This window comes from Crocosphaera watsonii WH 8501, assembly GCF_000167195.1.
In the GTDB taxonomy this organism is placed as follows: domain Bacteria; phylum Cyanobacteriota; class Cyanobacteriia; order Cyanobacteriales; family Microcystaceae; genus Crocosphaera; species Crocosphaera watsonii.
This window is the reverse complement of the sequence record NZ_AADV02000016.1, coordinates 20290-38714: the sequence shown is the minus strand read 5'-3', so window position 1 is coordinate 38714 and position 18425 is coordinate 20290. Positions and strand designations below refer to the sequence as shown.

General features: G+C 35.9%; 16 protein-coding genes and 3 pseudogenes. 10 read left to right on the top strand and 9 right to left on the bottom strand.

Translation table 11 applies throughout. The features are described from left to right. The 3 genes from CWATDRAFT_RS13790 to CWATDRAFT_RS13780 all read left to right on the top strand — a co-directional run. A partial coding sequence (locus tag CWATDRAFT_RS13790; protein WP_007305595.1) for an ISAzo13-like element transposase-related protein occupies positions 1–428 on the top strand: 428 nt, incomplete at its 5' end. A 267-nt stretch (positions 429–695) separates the two neighbouring features. Next, the gene (locus tag CWATDRAFT_RS13785) at positions 696–953 is read left to right on the top strand and encodes a hypothetical protein (protein ID WP_232287102.1); all 258 of its coding nucleotides are present in this window, start codon (positions 696–698) and stop codon (positions 951–953) included. A gap of 358 nt (positions 954–1311) precedes the next feature. Continuing rightward, positions 1312–2160: a DNA cytosine methyltransferase gene (locus CWATDRAFT_RS13780; protein ID WP_007305593.1), complete on the top strand. Its 849-nt coding sequence runs from the start codon at positions 1312–1314 to the stop codon at positions 2158–2160. A gap of 17 nt (positions 2161–2177) precedes the next feature. On the opposite strand, the gene CWATDRAFT_RS13775 is transcribed toward CWATDRAFT_RS13780, so the two are convergent. The 5 genes from CWATDRAFT_RS13775 to CWATDRAFT_RS13755 all read right to left on the bottom strand — a co-directional run bounded on the left by CWATDRAFT_RS13775 (position 2178) and on the right by CWATDRAFT_RS13755 (position 7361). Then, entirely contained in the window at positions 2178–2819 is a 642-nt protein-coding gene (locus tag CWATDRAFT_RS13775) for a transposase (protein WP_007305592.1), read from the bottom strand. A 64-nt stretch (positions 2820–2883) separates the two neighbouring features. Beyond that, a complete protein-coding gene (locus tag CWATDRAFT_RS13770) occupies positions 2884–3465 on the bottom strand; it encodes a helix-turn-helix domain-containing protein (protein WP_007303150.1) in 582 nt (193 codons plus the stop codon). Positions 3466–3816: 351 nt separating this feature from the next. Further along, positions 3817–5301 carry an IS1380-like element ISCwa5 family transposase gene (locus CWATDRAFT_RS13765; RefSeq protein ID WP_007305591.1) on the bottom strand — a complete coding sequence of 495 codons (1485 nt, stop codon included), beginning with the start codon at positions 5299–5301 and terminating at the stop codon, positions 3817–3819. A 150-nt stretch (positions 5302–5451) separates the two neighbouring features. Further along, the gene (locus CWATDRAFT_RS13760; RefSeq protein ID WP_007305590.1) at positions 5452–5853 is read right to left on the bottom strand and encodes a hypothetical protein; all 402 of its coding nucleotides are present in this window, start codon (positions 5851–5853) and stop codon (positions 5452–5454) included. A gap of 350 nt (positions 5854–6203) precedes the next feature. Further along, complete coding sequence (locus CWATDRAFT_RS13755; protein WP_007305589.1) at positions 6204–7361, bottom strand: IS4 family transposase; 1158 nt, start codon at positions 7359–7361, stop codon at positions 6204–6206. Between the two features lie 275 nt (positions 7362–7636). Here CWATDRAFT_RS13755 and CWATDRAFT_RS13750 point away from each other — a divergent pair, with 275 nt between their 5' ends. After that, positions 7637–9262, top strand: a complete 1626-nt coding sequence (locus tag CWATDRAFT_RS13750) for an IS1634-like element ISCwa1 family transposase (protein WP_007305588.1) — start codon at positions 7637–7639, stop codon at positions 9260–9262. A gap of 242 nt (positions 9263–9504) precedes the next feature. Here CWATDRAFT_RS13750 and CWATDRAFT_RS13745 read toward each other — a convergent pair. Further along, positions 9505–10509 (bottom strand): annotated as a pseudogene (locus tag CWATDRAFT_RS13745) (RNA-guided endonuclease InsQ/TnpB family protein); the annotation flags it as partial. A 63-nt stretch (positions 10510–10572) separates the two neighbouring features. Between CWATDRAFT_RS13745 and CWATDRAFT_RS13740 the strand changes: the two are divergent. From CWATDRAFT_RS13740 to CWATDRAFT_RS33675, 3 genes and pseudogenes are all read left to right on the top strand, one after another. Beyond that, on the top strand, positions 10573–11154 hold the full coding sequence (locus tag CWATDRAFT_RS13740) for a helix-turn-helix domain-containing protein (RefSeq protein ID WP_007303067.1): 582 nt from the start codon (positions 10573–10575) through the stop codon (positions 11152–11154). Positions 11155–11218: 64 nt separating this feature from the next. Further along, a pseudogene (locus CWATDRAFT_RS33680) lies at positions 11219–11857 on the top strand (transposase); the annotation flags it as partial. Between the two features lie 6 nt (positions 11858–11863). Further along, entirely contained in the window at positions 11864–12385 is a 522-nt protein-coding gene (locus tag CWATDRAFT_RS33675) for an RNA-guided endonuclease InsQ/TnpB family protein (protein ID WP_081450960.1), read from the top strand. Positions 12386–12437: 52 nt separating this feature from the next. Here the strand turns inward: CWATDRAFT_RS33675 and CWATDRAFT_RS13730 are convergent, their stop codons facing one another. After that, entirely contained in the window at positions 12438–13460 is a 1023-nt protein-coding gene (locus CWATDRAFT_RS13730) for an SDR family NAD(P)-dependent oxidoreductase (protein ID WP_007305585.1), read from the bottom strand. A 98-nt stretch (positions 13461–13558) separates the two neighbouring features. After that, complete coding sequence (locus tag CWATDRAFT_RS13725; protein ID WP_007305584.1) at positions 13559–15316, bottom strand: S8 family peptidase; 1758 nt, start codon at positions 15314–15316, stop codon at positions 13559–13561. Positions 15317–15598: 282 nt separating this feature from the next. On the opposite strand from CWATDRAFT_RS13725, the pseudogene CWATDRAFT_RS13720 reads away from it, so the two are divergent. The 3 genes and pseudogenes from CWATDRAFT_RS13720 to CWATDRAFT_RS13715 all read left to right on the top strand — a co-directional run. Then, a pseudogene (locus tag CWATDRAFT_RS13720) lies at positions 15599–15970 on the top strand (helix-turn-helix domain-containing protein); the annotation flags it as partial. Positions 15971–16158: 188 nt separating this feature from the next. Then, on the top strand, positions 16159–16320 hold the full coding sequence (locus tag CWATDRAFT_RS37255; protein ID WP_021833009.1) for a hypothetical protein: 162 nt from the start codon (positions 16159–16161) through the stop codon (positions 16318–16320). A gap of 124 nt (positions 16321–16444) precedes the next feature. Next, positions 16445–17722, top strand: a complete 1278-nt coding sequence (locus CWATDRAFT_RS13715; RefSeq protein WP_007305582.1) for an FAD-dependent oxidoreductase — start codon at positions 16445–16447, stop codon at positions 17720–17722. Here the strand turns inward: CWATDRAFT_RS13715 and CWATDRAFT_RS13710 are convergent. Next, positions 17716–18417, bottom strand: a complete 702-nt coding sequence (locus CWATDRAFT_RS13710) for a hypothetical protein (protein WP_232287101.1) — start codon at positions 18415–18417, stop codon at positions 17716–17718. The genes CWATDRAFT_RS13715 and CWATDRAFT_RS13710 overlap by 7 nt on opposite strands. Positions 18418–18425 lie beyond the last annotated feature (8 nt).

The window sequence follows — 18425 nt, the reverse complement described above, 5'->3', positions numbered from 1 at the left end:
GGTGGACAAGTCTGAGTATAAATGAAAAGCAGCAACTAAAGAACATCCAAATTAAAGTTGATAATGGACCAGAAAATAGTGGAATAAGAAGGCAATTTTTGAAGAGAATGGTAGAGTTTGCCGACCAAACTAAGAAATCTATTCAATTACTATATTTTCCTCCTTATCACAGTAAATATAATCCCATAGAAAGATGTTGGGGAATTTTAGAGAGGCATTGGAAAGGAACACTTCTGAGAAATGCTCAAACGATGTTAGCTTGGGTAAAAACTATGACATGGAAAGGCTTAAATCCGATAGTTAAGTTAAGTAAAAAAGTTTATCAAAAAGGCATTTCTTTAACGAAAAAAGAGATGAAGGAAATTGAGAAACGTTTAGAACGTAATCCTCACTTACCTAAATGGGATATTTTGATTAGACCCAGTTAGTCTAAAAAGTTAATAAGAGTGTAAAATTAAGTGAATTTCCTTTTTAAAAATAGTCAAAGCTAATTTAAAAGTTAGCGTATTTCTTTCTTTTAGATAGGGAGGTTTTTGTTCGCGGAAAGTATCCGCGAACAACTTTTTATTTTTCCCTTTTCGCTTATTTGAGATGTTCTACAAACAGATTCTGATAATGGGTGGGAAACTTTTTCTTGGAAATCACCTTGTAACGAAAGTTTACGCTTTTATGACAATACGCATATGTTTGGTCAAATGAATAAGATTTTTGGCTGGCGATATGCGCCGGGATCTTTCTTTGATAACACCATTGCTAATGATGGTAAAACCATAGAAGCGGTGTTATGGGATGGTCTCAGACAACAAACCGCAGGACCCAGAATTCGCACCCCAGACCTTGTTAGCCCCTTTAACTCCTCTTTATCAGGCAATCCTGACTATATTCGCACTCAACCCCCAACCATACGCGATCGTCGGTTTGAAGAACAGCGAATCCCTATTATTCCTCAATAAGATCTTGGGGTGGGTTAGACGGCTATAATTTGAGTTCTAATAAGAATCTAATAATCAGTCTTAACCCACCATTTTCAATATGTAGTTAGGGTTTTATAAACCTAGACAAAACTAGACAGACTTCGTTCTAGTAAGGGTTGTAGGTTACTCCTTAAGTGGGACTTATCGCCCCCTACTAAAATTAAGTGAAAATACGGGGGCGATAAGTCCTGCGTCTGTCTAGTTTTGTCCTAATTTTTGCCAAGGGAGGTTGGGTAGAGGAACGGAACCCAACTCATACGTTTGACCTTCGAGACAAAGCGGTAAGTTATGATAATAAATAGTAATCCCCTAGACAACATCTTTAGAAAATTATAAAGTGAATAAAACGAATCAATATAGCTTATTAGACTTATTTTCTGGTTGTGGCGGACTTTCCTATGGATTCCAACAAGCAGGTTTTGAGGTAATAGCAGGTATTGACAACTGGAAAGATGCACTAGCTACTTTTCAAAAAAATCATCCTACATCTCAAGGGATTTTAATGGATCTTGCCGTTGCTTCTTCCTCCAAGATATCACAACAAATTAACAAATCAATTGATGTCATCGTAGGAGGGCCTCCCTGTCAAGGGTTTTCAATCTCAGGGAAACGAAATCCTGATGATCCACGCAATTTACTTTATAAATCTTTTTTAAGAGTTATTGATTATTTTCAGCCCAAGGCAATAGTCATGGAAAATGTACCCAATATGGTATCAATGGCTCAAGGAAGAATTAGAGAACAAATTTTGACAGATTTGGGACGTTTAGGCTATCAAGTACAATACAAAATCTTGTTAGCTTCTGATTATGGGGTTCCACAAAACAGACGTAGAGTGATTTTTGTTGGAGTTCCAAAAAATTATGAATTTAATTTCCCTATTGGAGATTTTACTGAGAACAAAATAACCTGTAGTCAAGCCATGAATGATTTACCCGAAGAGTCAATGACAGATGGTGAACCCTATCCTATTAATCCTCTTTCAAGTTATCAAAAATTGATGCGTATAGGCTCCGACCAAGTCTATAACCATCAAATCACAAAACATTCCCAAAAAACAATCAATACAATTGCTATGGTTCCCGATGGAGGGAATTATAAGGATCTTCCTAAACATCTACAAGGTACACGAAAAGTAAACATTGCTTGGACACGATACTCTAGTCAAAAACCTAGTGCAGCTTAGCAAAAATAATCCACCAGTCACTTATGATCTTTAAAGCCCTTAAATTTCCAAACGAACGGCTTAGCAAAATGTTGATTAAAGTAATCAATAAAATTGAGAATTTTTTGGGATAGTTCTTCAGTTGAACGGACAGTAATTCTTTTGAGTAAACGCCTGACTAAGATCGAAAACCAACACTCAATTTGATTAAGCCACGATGTATGTTTGGGAATATAAACAAAGCGAATTCGATGAGATTCATCTGATAAAAAATCTGCTCTGCTGTCCATAGATTGCAAAATCCCCTCCTTTCCTTTTCTCCCCAAATCAATAGTAATTCCACAGCTTTCTGCTACTAATTTGACTAAGCTTTCCGATTTATGAGTGTTGAGTTGATCTACAATAAAAATCCATTCTGCTTTTTCATCAATCTTAATCGTTCTCTGGATATGTTCAGAAAAATCTTGTTCTGTTCTTGTCGGTCCAATAGAGGGACTAACAACTTTTCCTCTTGCCACATCCCAGTTCGCAATCAAGCTTAAAGTTCCGTGTCTTTCATATTCAAATTCGATTTTTTCTACTTGTTTAGGCTTGATTCTTTTGTTCGGAAATAATCTCTCAAGACCTTGAATCCCTGTCATTTCATCTGTACTAATTAAATGAATTCCTTGTTCTAACAAAGTTTTAGCTTCTTGATGAAGTTCACAGATATATTTGACTTGCTTTTTAAATTTTAAGGGATCATCAATTTTGGCATTTAACCAGTAACGAACGAGATGTGGTTGTAATGTCGCTTCTTTTTAAAAAACGCCCCACACTACGGGGGGAAATCTTTTCGACAATTCCTCTTTTTATGGCTTCATCCGCCAACTCTGAAGGTGTCCAATGGCTCACTGGTCTGTCTGATTTTTCACATTCTTCACAAGCGATCGCTACAATCTGGACTACTTGTTCGACCGTAAAGGATTTTGTTGTTCCAGGTCTTGGGCGATCGCTTAAAATTCCTTTGATCAAGACCATTAATGCTTTCTCCGTTACCTGTTGTTCTTCGGCGGCACTCAGTTTTTCTCTCTCCTCAAACCATCGCGATCGCCACTGACGCACTTGTACTCGGTCTAATTCTAATCTTCGACTAATCGAACTATTGCTCTCTCCTGATGCTGCGGCTAAGATTAGCTTGGCTCGTCTAACAAGGCGATAGGGGTTTGTTGTCCCTCTCACTATTTGTTGGAGTACTGTTTTCTGTAGGTTGGAGAGGTTAATTGGCAATGCTTTTATCATGGACATCAACTTCGAGATTCTTCCGTTAGTTTCATTGAAACACATTGTCGTGGCTAGTCACGAAAGTTTCTGTAAAAATCTGGTGGATTACTTTCGCCAAGCTGCACTAGCAATAGTAATGGCTAAAGTTCCGTTTTGAATACCCACTTCACCCGGATTTCTCACAAATTAATTTGAAAGCCCAATCCAGAGATGAAAAATGATAATTTTTAGGACTAATAGAAATTTTGAATATAGATGAATAAAAAAATTGACTTTGATTATCCAAAAATTGAGTTTAAGAGGGAATAATTATATTAACTTTTGATTTTCTCCACGATAAATAAGACTAAATGAAAGTATCAGTCAGTCAAAAACTTATGATAGATATCTTTTTTAAAAAACAACTTATTCTACTTATCCAGTATTAGGAATAGTTTTAATTCTTTTGTTAGCAATAGACAAAATATCTTGATAAGGACAAGCACTAGCTATAGCGATAATAATTCTTCTACAACTAATCTTTATTCTGGCTCCCAACTTAAGAAGATTTAGACGTATTCTTCCCACAGTTGCTTTAGCCAATGAAGTTTTTTTTAAACAGTGTTGACGAAAAGCATTTATGAGAACATAAGCCCAGGAATGTATCCATAATCTTAGTTTATTACTTTGAAATGTTTGAGTTGAAGTTCTATCAGCTAACAAGTCTAATTGTTGTTCTTTAATCCGATTTTCCATCTCGCCTCTCGGACAGTATTTTTTTGTATAAAGTTTTGAGGGTGGAATTTTTGAAGCGGGCAAAGATGTCACCACATGGCGCATTTTTAAGCCATCACTTCCATAACAAACTTTTGTCACTACTCTTCTTTGACAACTCCATGACTTTTCTGTTTTATAACGAATAGAGCGATACCAAGTAGAAATTGGTACTAATTTTTTAACTTCTTCTAAATCTTCTTTTTTCTGAAATAAACTATCCATTAATTCAGTTATTGGAGCTAGTTTTTTTTCATATTCATGTTTGGCTTTTTCAATTACATCATCCGCTCGTAACTTAAGAACGCCATTTGTTCCCATAGCTATAACATAATCAACTAAAGGCTGATTTTCACAAAAATAGAAGATTTCTTCACGGGCATAGGCACTATCACCCCTAACTAGGATATGAGTCTCTGACCATTTTTCTCTAATCAGTCCGATAATTCTTTGTAATTCGTCTAAGGCTCCATCGGCTGGATCTACATTAGATGAACGAAGTTTAGCAACTAATAAATGATGCCCACAGAAAATATATAAAGGAGCATAACATACTCCGTGATAATAACTATTTAAAAATGCCCCTTCTTGATTACCATGTACTTGGTCATCCGTGACATCCATATCTAATATAATACTTAAGGGAGGTTTTTTATAAGACTCTAAAAAAAATTCGACAAAAGATTTTTCAATGGCTTCAAAGTTGGGTTCTATTTTATGATAACGACTCGTTTTTTGGTCGAGAATAGTCTCAGGACAATATTCCAATCTATTAATTATACTTTTTCCAGCTAACCATCCCTTTTTATCTTCAAGTTCATTAAGCTTTTCTAAAGCGATCTTAAGGGCAGGATCGTGACGTAATTTATCATGGTCATTGACATCTTCATAGCCTAAAATAATTCCATAAAGCCTTTGTGCTAATAACTCATGAACGGAATGATCTACATAAGATTGATGACGATGATCTTGAAAACAGTTACCAAACTTCTCGGTAATTCCCAGTTTTTTATCCAACTCAGCTATCCAGACAATCCCCGCATCTGAAGTGATTAGTCCCCCATCAAAATTAGCGATTATTTCTTTTCCTTTCTGTTTACTAAAGTTGATTACTTGACGAGGGGTTCGGGGATGACTGGGACTCATTAAATCAGTTTAAGGTAAATTGCTTTAATAATTAAATTATAGCATATTTTATTCTAACAATCTAGTACTATTAGAGATTTTATTAATAATTTTTTTTGGAAAAATGAGTGATTGATTTATCTTTTCATCTTTGTCTAATTCGGGTTGATTTTAACTTAAAATCTGACAACAGACTGTTGGTTGGGGAAATCTGCGATCGCTCTGTTCAAACCCACTTCCTGTAAGGCTTCTGTGTTTGGCGATCGCAGATTTTGTGAGAAATTCGGGAATTGTTATAATCAGAAGAGAGCCAGTCTTAAATTCTTTACAAATAATAGCTTTAATGACAGGAAACCAGAATCTGGGAATGGCTAAAGCTGACAAAACTAGGAATCTCTGGATATGTTTACGACGACTTTGATAAAGGATTGGTAAAGGAAAACAAGCTGCTAACCTTTCTATTCTAACCTGTTTATGTACTGTCAGCAACCACAGTAAAATTCTAAAAGCCTCGAACTGTGTTTGTGTTAAATGTTTGGTAAAATGAGATTCATAAACTGCTAAAAAGCTCATGATTTAAGTTATAAAACGATTAAGGACAATCTGATTATTATTAGCATAAAATCGGATTGTTTTCTCTCTTTTAGGAGTTGACGCTCGCGCATCAAAACAGTTTGGGGGGGCAGGGCAATCGCATTTAATTTTTGAAAAGCTGACTGCATAAGAGGTTTCGCGATCGCCGTTCATTTGTACTGAAACTCTAAAATCTTTACTGGATCACGCATCTCAGATTTTAATGCGATTGCCCTGTTTGGGGGGATATTAGTTTTTATTAAATAATAAAAATTGGTTTATTTTGGATAGTTACATCTAAAATAAATCATCTTCCACTGGTTATTTTATGTTAAGATAAAATAGGGGAATTAAGCCGTCTTATCTATTATGGACATGGCTTGTAACCCTCTTTTATAATTGTTGAGTTTCTGGGGATTATTGCTCATCATAATTGAAATAAAATCAGAGCAAAATTCCCAAGCGTGAATCCAAAGAGAGCCATAAAGTCCTATCCAAAAATTACTATGTCTTCGGTCACGTCTTGATTTTTCAGTTAGACGAGCAATATATTTTCCTTGATTGGTTTGTCGAAATGTTTTGCCTTTTAAAGAAGTAGCAGTGTAAGCGATCGCTATTAATAAAATCAAGGAATTTAGTCGTTTATTATTGGCTTTACTTCCCTCCCAATTATAACCCCCTGTCTTACAATCCTTGAACATAGCTTCAATACCTGCCCTGGCTCGATAGACTTTCAAGACCTCTGATAAACTGTCTAAGTTGGTAAGAATAAACCAAGGCTCTTTTTCCTGTTTGCCCTTGTATTTTCTTTTCCAATATGTTCCCACATTAAAGTTTCCAAACCCTTTATTTTTAGTGACTGAAACCCCAGTTAAAAACATCTTCATCCCAGGTTTCATTCCTAACTGCGAAAAAGTTTGATAATCTTCATCATCTTTTTTCTGGTTTGTACCTTGTTTCTGACGAAAAGCGAAGAATAACTTTTGTTTTTTACTTTTTTGTTTCAACCAATAAGCTAATTTAACACTGTGGAATTCTCGGTCTCCAAGAATGACTAACTCATAGTTTTTTAGAAGACAAAGAACAGGTTGAATTAATGCCTGTTGTTCAGATAATCTGCTGGCTCCTCTTTTCCCTAAAAGTGTCCAATAGATGGGTAAAGCCAGCTTTTTCCAGATAACAGCAACCATGAAAACATTTTTATCTTTCCATTGGGTTCGGTCAATTGTTATAATCAGACGAGAGCCAGTCTTAAATTCTTTACAAATAATAGCTTTAATGACAGGAAACCAGAATCTGGGAATGGCTAAAGCTGACAAAACTAGGAATCTCTGGATATGTTTACGACGACTTTGATAAAGGATTGGTAAAGGAAAACAAGCTGCTAACCTTTCTATTCTAACCTGTTTATGTACTGTCAGCAACCACAGTAAAATTCTAAAAGCCTCAAACTGTGTTTGTGTTAAATGTTTGGTAAAATGAGATTCATAAACTGCTAAAAAGCTCATGATTTAAGTTATAAAACGATTAAGGACAATCTGATTATTATTAGCATAAAATCGGATTGTTTTCTCTCTTTTAGGAGTTGACGCTCGCGCATCAAAACAGTTTGGGGGGGCAGGGCAATCGCATTTAATTTTTGAACCCAGATTCCGCACTTCAAAAAGTAGCATTAAATACTACAAGCCTGGGTTTAATAATTAAGTATAATTGCTTAAGCTCTTGAAGACAAAAAAGTGGGATAATTGCTTAAGTTGTTTCCTCTGTAAAAAAAGAGCGAAAAATGTCTTATTTAGAAGAAATACAAGTTAAAAATTTAGACCATTTAGGGATAGTAGCTGGTTTAATTGATGAAATAGGAATAGTCAAAATAATTAATAATAAATTAGGAATAGATGTTAGAGAAAAAATCTCAGCAGGTACAGTAGTTAAGTCTATTTTAATCAATGGACTAGGATTTGTTTCAAGACCTCTATATTTATTCAGTCAGTTTTTTCAAGATAAAGCCATTGAGAAATTGTTAAGAGAAAGAATTAAACCTGATTACCTTAATGATGACAAAATTGGGAGAGTAATGGATGAATTATATAAATATGGACTAAATGATATTTTTATTGAAGTAGTTTTAGAAGTAATTAAAAAAATTAAAATAGACCTTAAATACTCCCATTTAGATTCCACATCATTTCATTTAGATGGAGAATATAAAAGGGAAGAAGATAAAGAGAAACAGGAAGAAGAAAAAATTATTAAAGAAAGACCAATTTTTATTAAGAAAGGATATTTTCGGGATCATAGACCAGACTTAAAACAATGTGTCTTGGATTTAATAACAAGCCAAGATGGAGATATTCCATTATTTGTGAGAGTAGGAGATGGAAATGAATCTGATAAAGCTGTATTTGGAAAAGTTTTAGTAGAATTCAAAAAGCAAATAAAGTTTGATAGTATCATGGTTTGTGATAGTGCTTTATATGGTCAAGAAAATCTCCAACTAATCCAACATTTAAAATGGATAACGAGAGTTCCAATGACCATAAAAAAAGCAAAAGAATTAGTGCAAAATATAGAGGTGGAAGAAGTAAAAGATGAAGATAAAGAAAAAAGAAGTGACCTAAATTTAGAAAGTTATACCTGGAAAGAAGAAATTGTTACTTATGGTGGAATCAAGCAAACTTGGTTAATAGTCTTGAGTGAAAAAAGACAGAAAAGTGATTTGGAAAAACTAGAAAAACAACTTTCCCAAGAAGAGAAGAAATCCCAAAAATTTCTTAAAGAAATACAATCTGAAGAATTTGAACATCCTCAAGCTGCTCGATATAAATTAAAAGCTATTAATAAAAAATTGAGATTGTTGGAAATAAAAGAAGTTGAACTGATTGAAACTTACTCGAAAAAAAAGGAAAAGATTTATAAAATGATTAGTCTGATCATCAAAAAAGATGAAGAGATAAGTAGAAAGACTAAAGAAGAAGGAAAATTTATTTTAGCAACTAACTTAGTAGAGGAAAATAAATTAGAAGCTAGTGAAATTCTGATAACTTATAAAAACCAGCAATCTACGGAAAGAGGATTTCGATTTTTGAAAGATCCCTTATTTTTTACTGATAGTTTCTTCGTTGGAAAACCAGAAAGAATAGAAACAATGTTATTTTTAATGTCTTTGTGTTTGTTGATTTATAACTTGGGGCAAAGAGAATTAAGAAATTGTTTAAAAAGAGTCAAAAAAGCAATAAATAATCAAGTAGAGAAAGTAACATTGCGTCCGACTTTGAGGTGGATATTTCAATGTTTTCAAGGTATTCATTATGTGATTTTAAACGGAGTTAAACAAATTGTCAATTTAACAGAAGAAAGGCGTTTTATATTGAGTTTATTACCTGCATCTTGTCAAAGATATTATCTATAAATTGAATTGGATAAAGCAAAAATAATAAAAGAATAAGAGTCTAATGATATCAAATGAGAAGAGGAAACTCTCCTTCGTTTGTGCTGAGTCTTGCTAAGTTTTCAATGAGTATAAATCTTCTTAATTTGATTATTTTTCCTAAAAATTTAATGAAAAGAGAAATATTCTTGCCCAGGTATGATTTTCGGACTTTTTAAAACTATGTATTTTTTTATACTACATTTTGAAGTGCGGAATCTGGGATCTAGGCTCATCACCCCCGACACCTCGACTTGACAGACGGTTTCCTTTCCTCTGAGTCCCAGAGTAGTAGTTTCTATTCCTCGATTACAAATTTCTTGCGCTGATGCCACGTCTCTATCACAGCGATAGCCACATTCAGGACAATCATGAATCCTATCAGAAAGGGTTTTCCTCATCTCTGCACGACAATTAGGACAAGTCTGGCTAGTTCCTCGGTGATCAACTAATCCAAAATATTTGCCCCTTATCTTACAGACATATTTGAGAATATCTCTGAATTGACCAAAACCTGCATCAAGGGTATGCTTACCCAAAAAGCCTTTAGCCATTGTACGAAAGTCAATATCTTCCATAAAGATAGAGTCTCCCATGTCACAGACAAAGTGAGCTAATTTGAACTGATAATCTTTCCGTTTGAAAGCAATATGATTGTGTTGCTTTTCTACTCGTTTTCTGGCTTTCTCGTAGTTGAAAGAACCCTTGCTTTTTCTACTTAAGCGACGTTGCAGCAATTTCAGCTTGCGGTGTTCGCTTTTGAAGAATTTTCGTCCTTTTTCTATATAGTTATCACTGGTCGCTAAGTAACTAGAAAGCCCGACATCTAACCCTAAAGGATGCCCAAAAGGAGCCTCAATTTCAGGCAGATTTATGTCAGATTGAATGCTAATTACGGCAAACCACCCCATTGCTTTCTTGACCACTCGTACCTGTTTGATAACAAAACCATTGGGGATTGGACGATGAAGATTTATCTGGACTTTTCCCAATTTTGGTAATTTGAGTTGCCACCCTGTCAAAGGATTGCTTCTAAATTGAGGAAATAATAAAGACTTCATCTGTCCATATTTCTTGAACCTTGGGAAACCAAAGCCCCGATTACGAAAAAAGTCCCAAGCATCATGTAGTCTTCTGACATTAGTTTGTAAAACTTGGCTTGGAACTAAAGCTAATCCAGAAAATACTTTTTTCGCCTTTGGTAACTGATTTTGTTGCTGATGATAACTAGTGCAGCTTGGCGAAAGTAATCCACCAGATTTTTACAGAAACTTTCGTGACTAGCCACGACAATGTGTTTCAATGAAACTAACGGAAGAATCTCGAAGTTGATGTCCATGATAAAAGCATTGCCAATTAACCTCTCCAACCTACAGAAAACAGTACTCCAACAAATAGTGAGAGGGACAACAAACCCCTATCGCCTTGTTAGACGAGCCAAGCTAATCTTAGCCGCAGCATCAGGAGAGAGCAATAGTTCGATTAGTCGAAGATTAGAATTAGACCGAGTACAAGTGCGTCAGTGGCGATCGCGATGGTTTGAGGAGAGAGAAAAACTGAGTGCCGCCGAAGAACAACAGGTAACGGAGAAAGCATTAATGGTCTTGATCAAAGGAATTTTAAGCGATCGCCCAAGACCTGGAACAACAAAATCCTTTACGGTCGAACAAGTAGTCCAGATTGTAGAGATCGCTTGTGAAGAATGTGAAAAATCAGACAGACCAGTGAGCCATTGGACACCTTCAGAGTTGGCGGATGAAGCCATAAAAAGAGGAATTGTCGAAAAGATTTCCCCCCGTAGTGTGGGGCGTTTTTTAAAAAGAAGCGACATTACAACCACATCTCGTTCGTTACTGGTTAAATGCCAAAATTGATGATCCCTTAAAATTTAAAAAGCAAGTCAAATATATCTGTGAACTTCATCAAGAAGCTAAAACTTTGTTAGAACAAGGAATTCATTTAATTAGTACAGATGAAATGACAGGGATTCAAGCTCTTGAGAGATTATTTCCGAACAAAAGAATCAAGCCTAAACAAGTAGAAAAAATCGAATTTGAATATGAAAGACACGGAACTTTAAGCTTGATTGCGAACTGGGATGTGGCAAGAGGAAAAGTTGTTAGTCCCTCTATTGGACCGACAAGAACAGAACAAGATTTTTCTGAACATATCCAGAGAACGATTAAGATTGATGAAAAAGCAGAATGGATTTTTATTGTAGATCAACTCAACACTCATAAATCGGAAAGCTTAGTCAAATTAGTAGCAGAAAGCTGTGGAATTACTATTGATTTGGGAAGAAAAAGAAAGGAGGAGATTTTGCAATCTATGGACAGCAGAGCAGATTTTTTATCAGATGAATCTCATCGAATTAGCTTTGTTTATATTCCCAAACATACATCGTGGCTTAATCAAATTAAGTGTTGGTTTTCGATCTTAGTCCGGCGTTTACTCAAAAGAATTACTGTCCGTTCAACTGAAGAACTATCCCAAAAAATTCTCAATTTTATTGATTACTTTAATCAACATTTTGCTAAGCCGTTCGTTTGGAAATTTAAGGGCTTTAAAGATCATAAGCGACTGGTGGATTATTTTTGCCAAGCTGCATTAGGCAACCGTCGTGCTGGAATAGAACCATCAAAAAATGCGGTTAAGTATTACCAGAAACTAAGAAAAAAGCATAAGAGGATAACCAATATTCGAGAGGATTTTCTGCAAAAAATCACCACATTATTAGCTAAAACTTATCAACATATTCTCGTAGAAGACTTAAACATAAAAGGCATGATGGCTAATCATAAGTTATCTGATGCCTTATCTAATTTAGGGTTGTATCGTTTTCGAGAATTGTTGAGTTATAAACAAGAATGCTTTGGCTTTTTGTTCACTATAGTAGATAGGTGGTTTCCCAGTTCAAAAACTTGTTCCGTGTGTGGAAATATACAAGATATGCCGTTATCTGAAAGGGTATATCATTGTCAAAATTGTGGTCAAGTTATGGACAGGGATGTCAACGCGTCAATTAATCTCGAAAGTTGGACAAACAATGCCGATGGCTTATCGGTAAACGCCTGTGGACAAGAAGGAGCCGTCTCCCTTGGTTGAAGCAGGAATTGAACATCAAGCCTGTCTAGGTTTGTCTAGGTTTGTCTAGGTTTCATGAAGCAGATTGAAGCATGGTTAATTTTAAAATAAACCAAGGAACTTTAATATCTGGGATCAAAGAAGCATACTGTTTTAAAGCAGGGATAGCTGAGGGTAAAAGAAAGCGCAGGGAACGTAAGGAAACGGGACGATTATCTTTTTCATCCACAATCTTATATCGTTTGGCTAACTCAGCAATAATCTGTACTTTTCCTGTTGACTTCATAGTATTATTATCAGCAGCTAAAGCAGCAATAACTCTCCCCGTAAATAAGGGAGTTTCCCAGTTATAATAGTCCTCAAAGGTAGCATTTTCTGCCTTACTATCATCATCTTGCTCATTTATCCGTTGAGAAAACTCAAACATTTGTTCCGTTCCCACAATACCTGGCCAAAGAGAAATAGAAGTAATATTATCTGCTTTTAACTCCACTGCCATATCTGCGGCCAAGCGATCGCAAGCTGCTTTTCCTACTCCATAAGCTGCCCCAAAAATATAGGATAAACCACCCCAAGAAGAAATAGTAAAAATTAGTCCTTGTTGATGTTTACTCATCAAACGGGCTGCAAAAATACTGGCAACATAGTGACTACGAAGCCCCACATTATTAATACTATCCCACAAACTAGGGTCATGTTTCCAGAAGGGTTTACCATAAGCATTGCTAAGAGCTTTTACCCCTGAAAAAACATTATTAACTAAAATATCTAATTGTCCATTTTGTTCATTTTTAATGCGTTCAAATAATAACCTAACTTTTTCATCATCACCATGATCAACTTGCACCGCAATACAGTTGCCCCCCGCTTCATTTACTGCTGCTTGGGTTTCTAACAAAGTTCCTGAAATATTATCATTAATAATATCCCCAAACTCCGAACTCTGAACTCCGAACTCCGAACTCCTATTATTGGTTAAAGTACGTCCCGTAATATAAACTGTTGCCCCTGCTTCCCCTAAACCGATGGCGATACCTTTACCAATACCTCTGGTTGCACCAGTTACTAAAGCGACTTTTCCTTTTAAATTTGTCATTTTCTTGTTGATGATACTTGGGTGGCAAAAAACAGAAAGGGCTTAATATTATTAAGCCCCTACAAATATTATGTCAAAAGTCTCCTAACTCCTAACTCCTAAGACTTCTTACTGGCTAAACAAGCTAACCCAACACAAAGGAAAGCATTAGCCCCTAAAAATGCTCGAGCAACGTCTAGAGAGGGCATTGCCATCACCGCAGGAGACATAATAGCATGAACAGTTAAACAGGCAGCTACCCCTAAACTGGTACCAATAGCAAACCATTTCCAGCTATTATGACCTAACAATATAGCCACCAAGGCAAACGGTATTAATACACTAGCCAAAAAGGGATTTAATAAACTTGTCCCCTCGATAGAATTAGCTAATTCTGGGATAGAACTACCCATGACACGAAACGGCCATTGAGGTAGGTCAAACACATAAATTCCTTGTAGGAAAAATAAACCAGAACTACCTAATACTAAACCCCAATTAAAAGGACTTGTGAAAGCAAAGGGGAAATAGTTGCGTAACAAGAAGGCAAGTAAATAAGACCCTAAAACCATTAATAGTTTTGGTAACAATGCAACCATGCCACCATCTATCCAAAAACGGGGGTTTAAGTAGCCACTATCCCTTAACCAACGGAAGAAGTCACGAAAGGTAATTTGTCCTTTAACCGCTAGTTTAACCGCCTCTCCTGCGTCTAGTTGACCGGAGCCATAATAGTTAAACTTATCCTCTTCTACTTTGCGAGAGGACTGGGTTAACACTGCGAATACTTCTTCGGGTTCCTTAACTCCGGTTGCTTTGATTAAAGCAGCAACTCCAGCCACATGAGGGGCAGCCATACTGGTTCCTTGGAAACCTGAAAACACCGCTTGTCCTGTACTGGGATCGATGGTTTCTTGAAGAATTTTACCCTCTTCGCTACCACCTGGGGCAGAAATGTCAACCCCTGCGCCATAGTTGGAGTAAGGTGCTTTTTTACCAGTTGCATCTAAGGCGGAAACACTGATTACTTTTGGGTATCTGGCAGGATAAGAGGCAGCATTTTGGTTACTGTTGCCAGCAGCAGCAATGATCACCACACCTTTGTTGTAGGCGTAGTCGATGGCATCTTTCATCACCTGACTTTCGCCACCACCCCCTAAACTCATGTTAATGATGTCCGCTTCGTTATCTGCTGCGAAGCGAATGGCATCAGCAATGTCAGAGACGCTGCCCCCACCTTGTGCGGATAAAACCTTTAACGGCATAATTTTGGCCTGGTAGGCAACCCCGGCCACACCATAGTTATTATTGGTAGATTGGGCAATAGTTCCGGCGACGTGGGTTCCGTGGCCGTTATCGTCTCTAGCATCTTTGCGATCGTTGACGAAATCATAACCGGGAACAAATTCCGTTTGGCGTAAGTCCGGGACACGACTGACTCCGCTATCGATAACCGCAACGGTGATACCTTCACCTTTGGTTTCTTCCCAGGCCCTTTCTACGTGGATATTATGCAAGTTCCACTGTTTGCTATAGTCGGGGTCGTTGGGTGTTTCTAAGGCACTATAAATGTAGTTGGGTTCGATATAATCTACATATTCGTTTAAAGGAGACTTTTTGAGATTCTTTAATAGTTCTTTGTCTCCTGTCAAAGTATAAATGTGTTCGTCGATCGCATAGACACTATTGAGACTCAGAGACTGGTTATAGTTACTGGCGATCGCTTCTATTTGTTCACTGAGGGTTGTGGTGGAAACATCTTCACGAAAATTAACAATAATTGATTCATAGTCGCCTTGGGTTGCTAGTCCTTTAAAATTGGCTAGAGCCACCCAGAGTCCTACTATAAATAGGAAGAGGAATAAAAGTTTCTTCATGGCTATTACTTTTTCTTCTTGGGACTGATGATTTTAAGAATAGCGTAAAAGATTGACAAATTCAGAGTTTTTACCGATGAGTTTGGCTTCTCTTCTGAGAGTTTTCGGTAATGACTATCAATTTAACAAAAATGTCAAAAGAAGTCCCTAACTAAAAATTCTATCAGAAGCTCCCATATTTTAGGTAGGGATGAATTTTGACCAGCATATTGACGTGCGACAGCACATCCTCTTGTTATAACTTAGACTACCATCTTGTTATTCTTATGGTAGAATCAATCTATGACTCTAACACTAAACTACACATACAGGATCTATCCTGACAATAAACAAGAGGCAATGTTGTCTGAATGGCTAGAAATTTGTCGCCGTTCATACAACTATGCTTTGCGTGAGTTGAAGGATTGGATCTCTAGTCGTAAGTGCCTAGTAGATAGATGTAGTTTGGAGTCAGAATATATCATGGAGGCAAGTTATCCTTTCCCAAGTTATCATCAGCAACAAAACCAATTACCAAAAGCTAAAAAAGTATATCCTGAGTTAGCTAAAGTCCCAAGCCAAGTCTTGCAAACTAACGTTAGAAGACTTCACGATGCTTGGGACTTTTTTCGTAATCGAGGGTTCGGCTTTCCTCGGTTCAAGAAATACGGACAGACAGAGCCAACCTAATCAATATGTTCCCAGTTCATTTTTGTTTTTATAATCTTTTTGTCTAGTGCTATAGCATTACCCATTATGGGAACGGACATTGATACAATGTGAAAACCAAGGAGGGTGAGCATTGCCCACCTTCCAGTAATGTCATAATATTTCTGTGTACTCCCATAAAGTAAAAGTGAGGAATGATGTCGGCAAAATTTCCTATCTGGTTTTTAGGTTTATTGTTAATTCTAACAGCAACGGCAACCACTCAATATTTTCAATATTCCATGATGGGATTGACTGTTTTTGTATTAGCTTATTTAACCAAAGGAATACGACGACAGAAAAAGTCTCTAAAATAGTCAGTCAGGACACTGGTTCTTAAGAAAAATGGAATTTTCATCTTAAGTGAGATTTAGCTACTAAAATATTAAACTGAAATGATTATTACCTTGAGACAATTTTAAAGTCTTAATTTTTGATAGCATGAATACTCCTATTACTATTATTGGTGCAGGCCCTGCTGGATTACTATTAACCCATTATCTTTTGCGTCGAGGTTATACTAACATTGAGATTTATGAAAGTCGTCAAGATCCTCGTCTCTCATCTCCTGATACCCAAAGAACTTTTCCTTTAGCCCTTCAAGCAAGAGGCAGACAAGCATTGTCAAAAATTGAGAATTTAGAAGAAAAAATCGCTCAAAAAGGAACCTTTTGTCAGGGGACATTACTCCACAGTCAAAAAGGTAAAACCCGCTCAATTCCCCGTAAAAAACCTCTTTTAACTATTGATCGCTCCGTTCTTTCTTATATTCTCTTAGAAGAATTGTTTCAAGGAAATAACCAATCAAAATTAAAAATTCATTTTAACCATAAATGTATTAATATTAATTCCCAAGAAAAAAGCATTTCTTTTGAAATAGAAAATCAACAAATAACTAACAAGAAATATAACATATTGATAGGAGCAGATGGAAGTAACTCACAAGTTAGACACTATTTGGAGAGTCTCTCTAGTTTTAAATGTACAAAAAATGCGCTACCCGATGTTTATAAATCAGTTTATTTACCTTTAAAAACTGCGGATGAATCATTATGTTTAGAACCAGATAAAATTCATAGTATTCAGTTAAGCGAAAAAGTCAGAATCTTACTGGTTCCTCAAGGAGAAAATAATCTTCATGGGGTGATTATTTTTGATAAAGATAATAGTCCTTTTGAGCAATTTAAAAATTCTTCAGAATTGCTCAACTTTTTCCAAGAAAATGGAGGAAAAATAGGACAATTATTTGATCTACAAGAAGTAGAAAATTTGCTGAAACGTCCCGTTGCTAAAGTTACAACCATCGAATGTAATCAATTTCATGATAGCAACAATATTCTTATTTTAGGAGATGCAGCCCATGCTGTTTCCCCTTCCTTGGGACAAGGATGTAATTCAGCTTTAGAAGATGTTATGATCATTGATGAATTATTAGATAAATATCAAGATAATTGGGATTTAGTAATGCCAGCATTTACAGAAAAAAGAGTCCCAGATGCCGAGGCTTTACAACAACTCTCTAACTATACTTTTCCTCGTAAAAAATCATTAATATTTGAATATTTTTTACGTCTAAGAATTTCTCGTTTATTAAATCAATGGTTTCCCAAGAACTTTTATCGTCCCATATTTGAATTAGTAACAGAAACCACTCTTTCTTATCAAGAAATATTACAACTTCATCAGGGATGGATTAATAAGGTTAAACAATCTCAATAGTTCTTAGAATTATACTCAGAGGATACGAAAGGAATCAAAAAAACTGACGATATATTCTGATTATTATAACTTTGCCCACCTGCCAAAACATAAACCCTATTATCAATTAGATAAACTCGAAAACTAATCAATTCGTCCTCATCTTTCATGGTTAACCTTTTCCCGTTATATTGTCGCCAAGTTATATTTTCGTCTGTTAGTAAAGTAAAATTAGTTTCTTTGATGATTCCTTCTATAACTTGATTAAGTAATTGTTCTGAATCTGAAATTTTATTGGAGTCCAAACTATCAGAATAAGCAGCCACAAAGCGATAATTTTGGGGATGAGATGCTACAACCTCAAAGGATAAAGTCTCCTTATCTAAACTAATGATAACTGTTTCTGAACTTTGTAATCCTTGGGGTATCCAAACGGAAAAATCTCCATCCTGAAAGACAAGTTTTTGCCAGCGAAGTTGTTCCGTATCAATAGTAAGGAGTTGAGAGGGATGTTCAACATTATTAGGTGAAGATTGCCGTTGTAATCGTTGAATTTCTTGATCCATTAAGAGTTGGCCATCCCGAAAAAAACTGGGACGATCAAATCCTCCTTGAGCTAAAATTTGTTCACCAGGATAATAACAACAACTAAAAATAAGTAAATATTTGATAATTTTTATCATGGTTTTATCCTCGAATATTAAGTAGGTTTGCAAAAATGAAA

Coding starts and splice junctions, on each gene's coding strand:
- CWATDRAFT_RS13725 (WP_007305584.1), bottom strand. CDS start 15,316: ATGAAGAAACTTTTATTCCTCTTCCTATTTATAGTAGGACTCTGGGTG.
- CWATDRAFT_RS13715 (WP_007305582.1), top strand. CDS start 16,445: ATGAATACTCCTATTACTATTATTGGTGCAGGCCCTGCTGGATTACTA.
- CWATDRAFT_RS13760 (WP_007305590.1), bottom strand. CDS start 5,853: ATGAGCTTTTTAGCAGTTTATGAATCTCATTTTACCAAACATTTAACA.
- CWATDRAFT_RS13755 (WP_007305589.1), bottom strand. CDS start 7,361: ATGAGCTTTTTAGCAGTTTATGAATCTCATTTTACCAAACATTTAACA.
- CWATDRAFT_RS13740 (WP_007303067.1), top strand. CDS start 10,573: ATGTGTTTCAATGAAACTAACGGAAGAATCTCGAAGTTGATGTCCATG.
- CWATDRAFT_RS13770 (WP_007303150.1), bottom strand. CDS start 3,465: ATGTGTTTCAATGAAACTAACGGAAGAATCTCGAAGTTGATGTCCATG.
- CWATDRAFT_RS13765 (WP_007305591.1), bottom strand. CDS start 5,301: ATGAGTCCCAGTCATCCCCGAACCCCTCGTCAAGTAATCAACTTTAGT.
- CWATDRAFT_RS13730 (WP_007305585.1), bottom strand. CDS start 13,460: ATGACAAATTTAAAAGGAAAAGTCGCTTTAGTAACTGGTGCAACCAGA.
- CWATDRAFT_RS13785 (WP_232287102.1), top strand. CDS start 696: ATGAATAAGATTTTTGGCTGGCGATATGCGCCGGGATCTTTCTTTGAT.
- CWATDRAFT_RS13750 (WP_007305588.1), top strand. CDS start 7,637: ATGTCTTATTTAGAAGAAATACAAGTTAAAAATTTAGACCATTTAGGG.
- CWATDRAFT_RS37255 (WP_021833009.1), top strand. CDS start 16,159: ATGATGTCGGCAAAATTTCCTATCTGGTTTTTAGGTTTATTGTTAATT.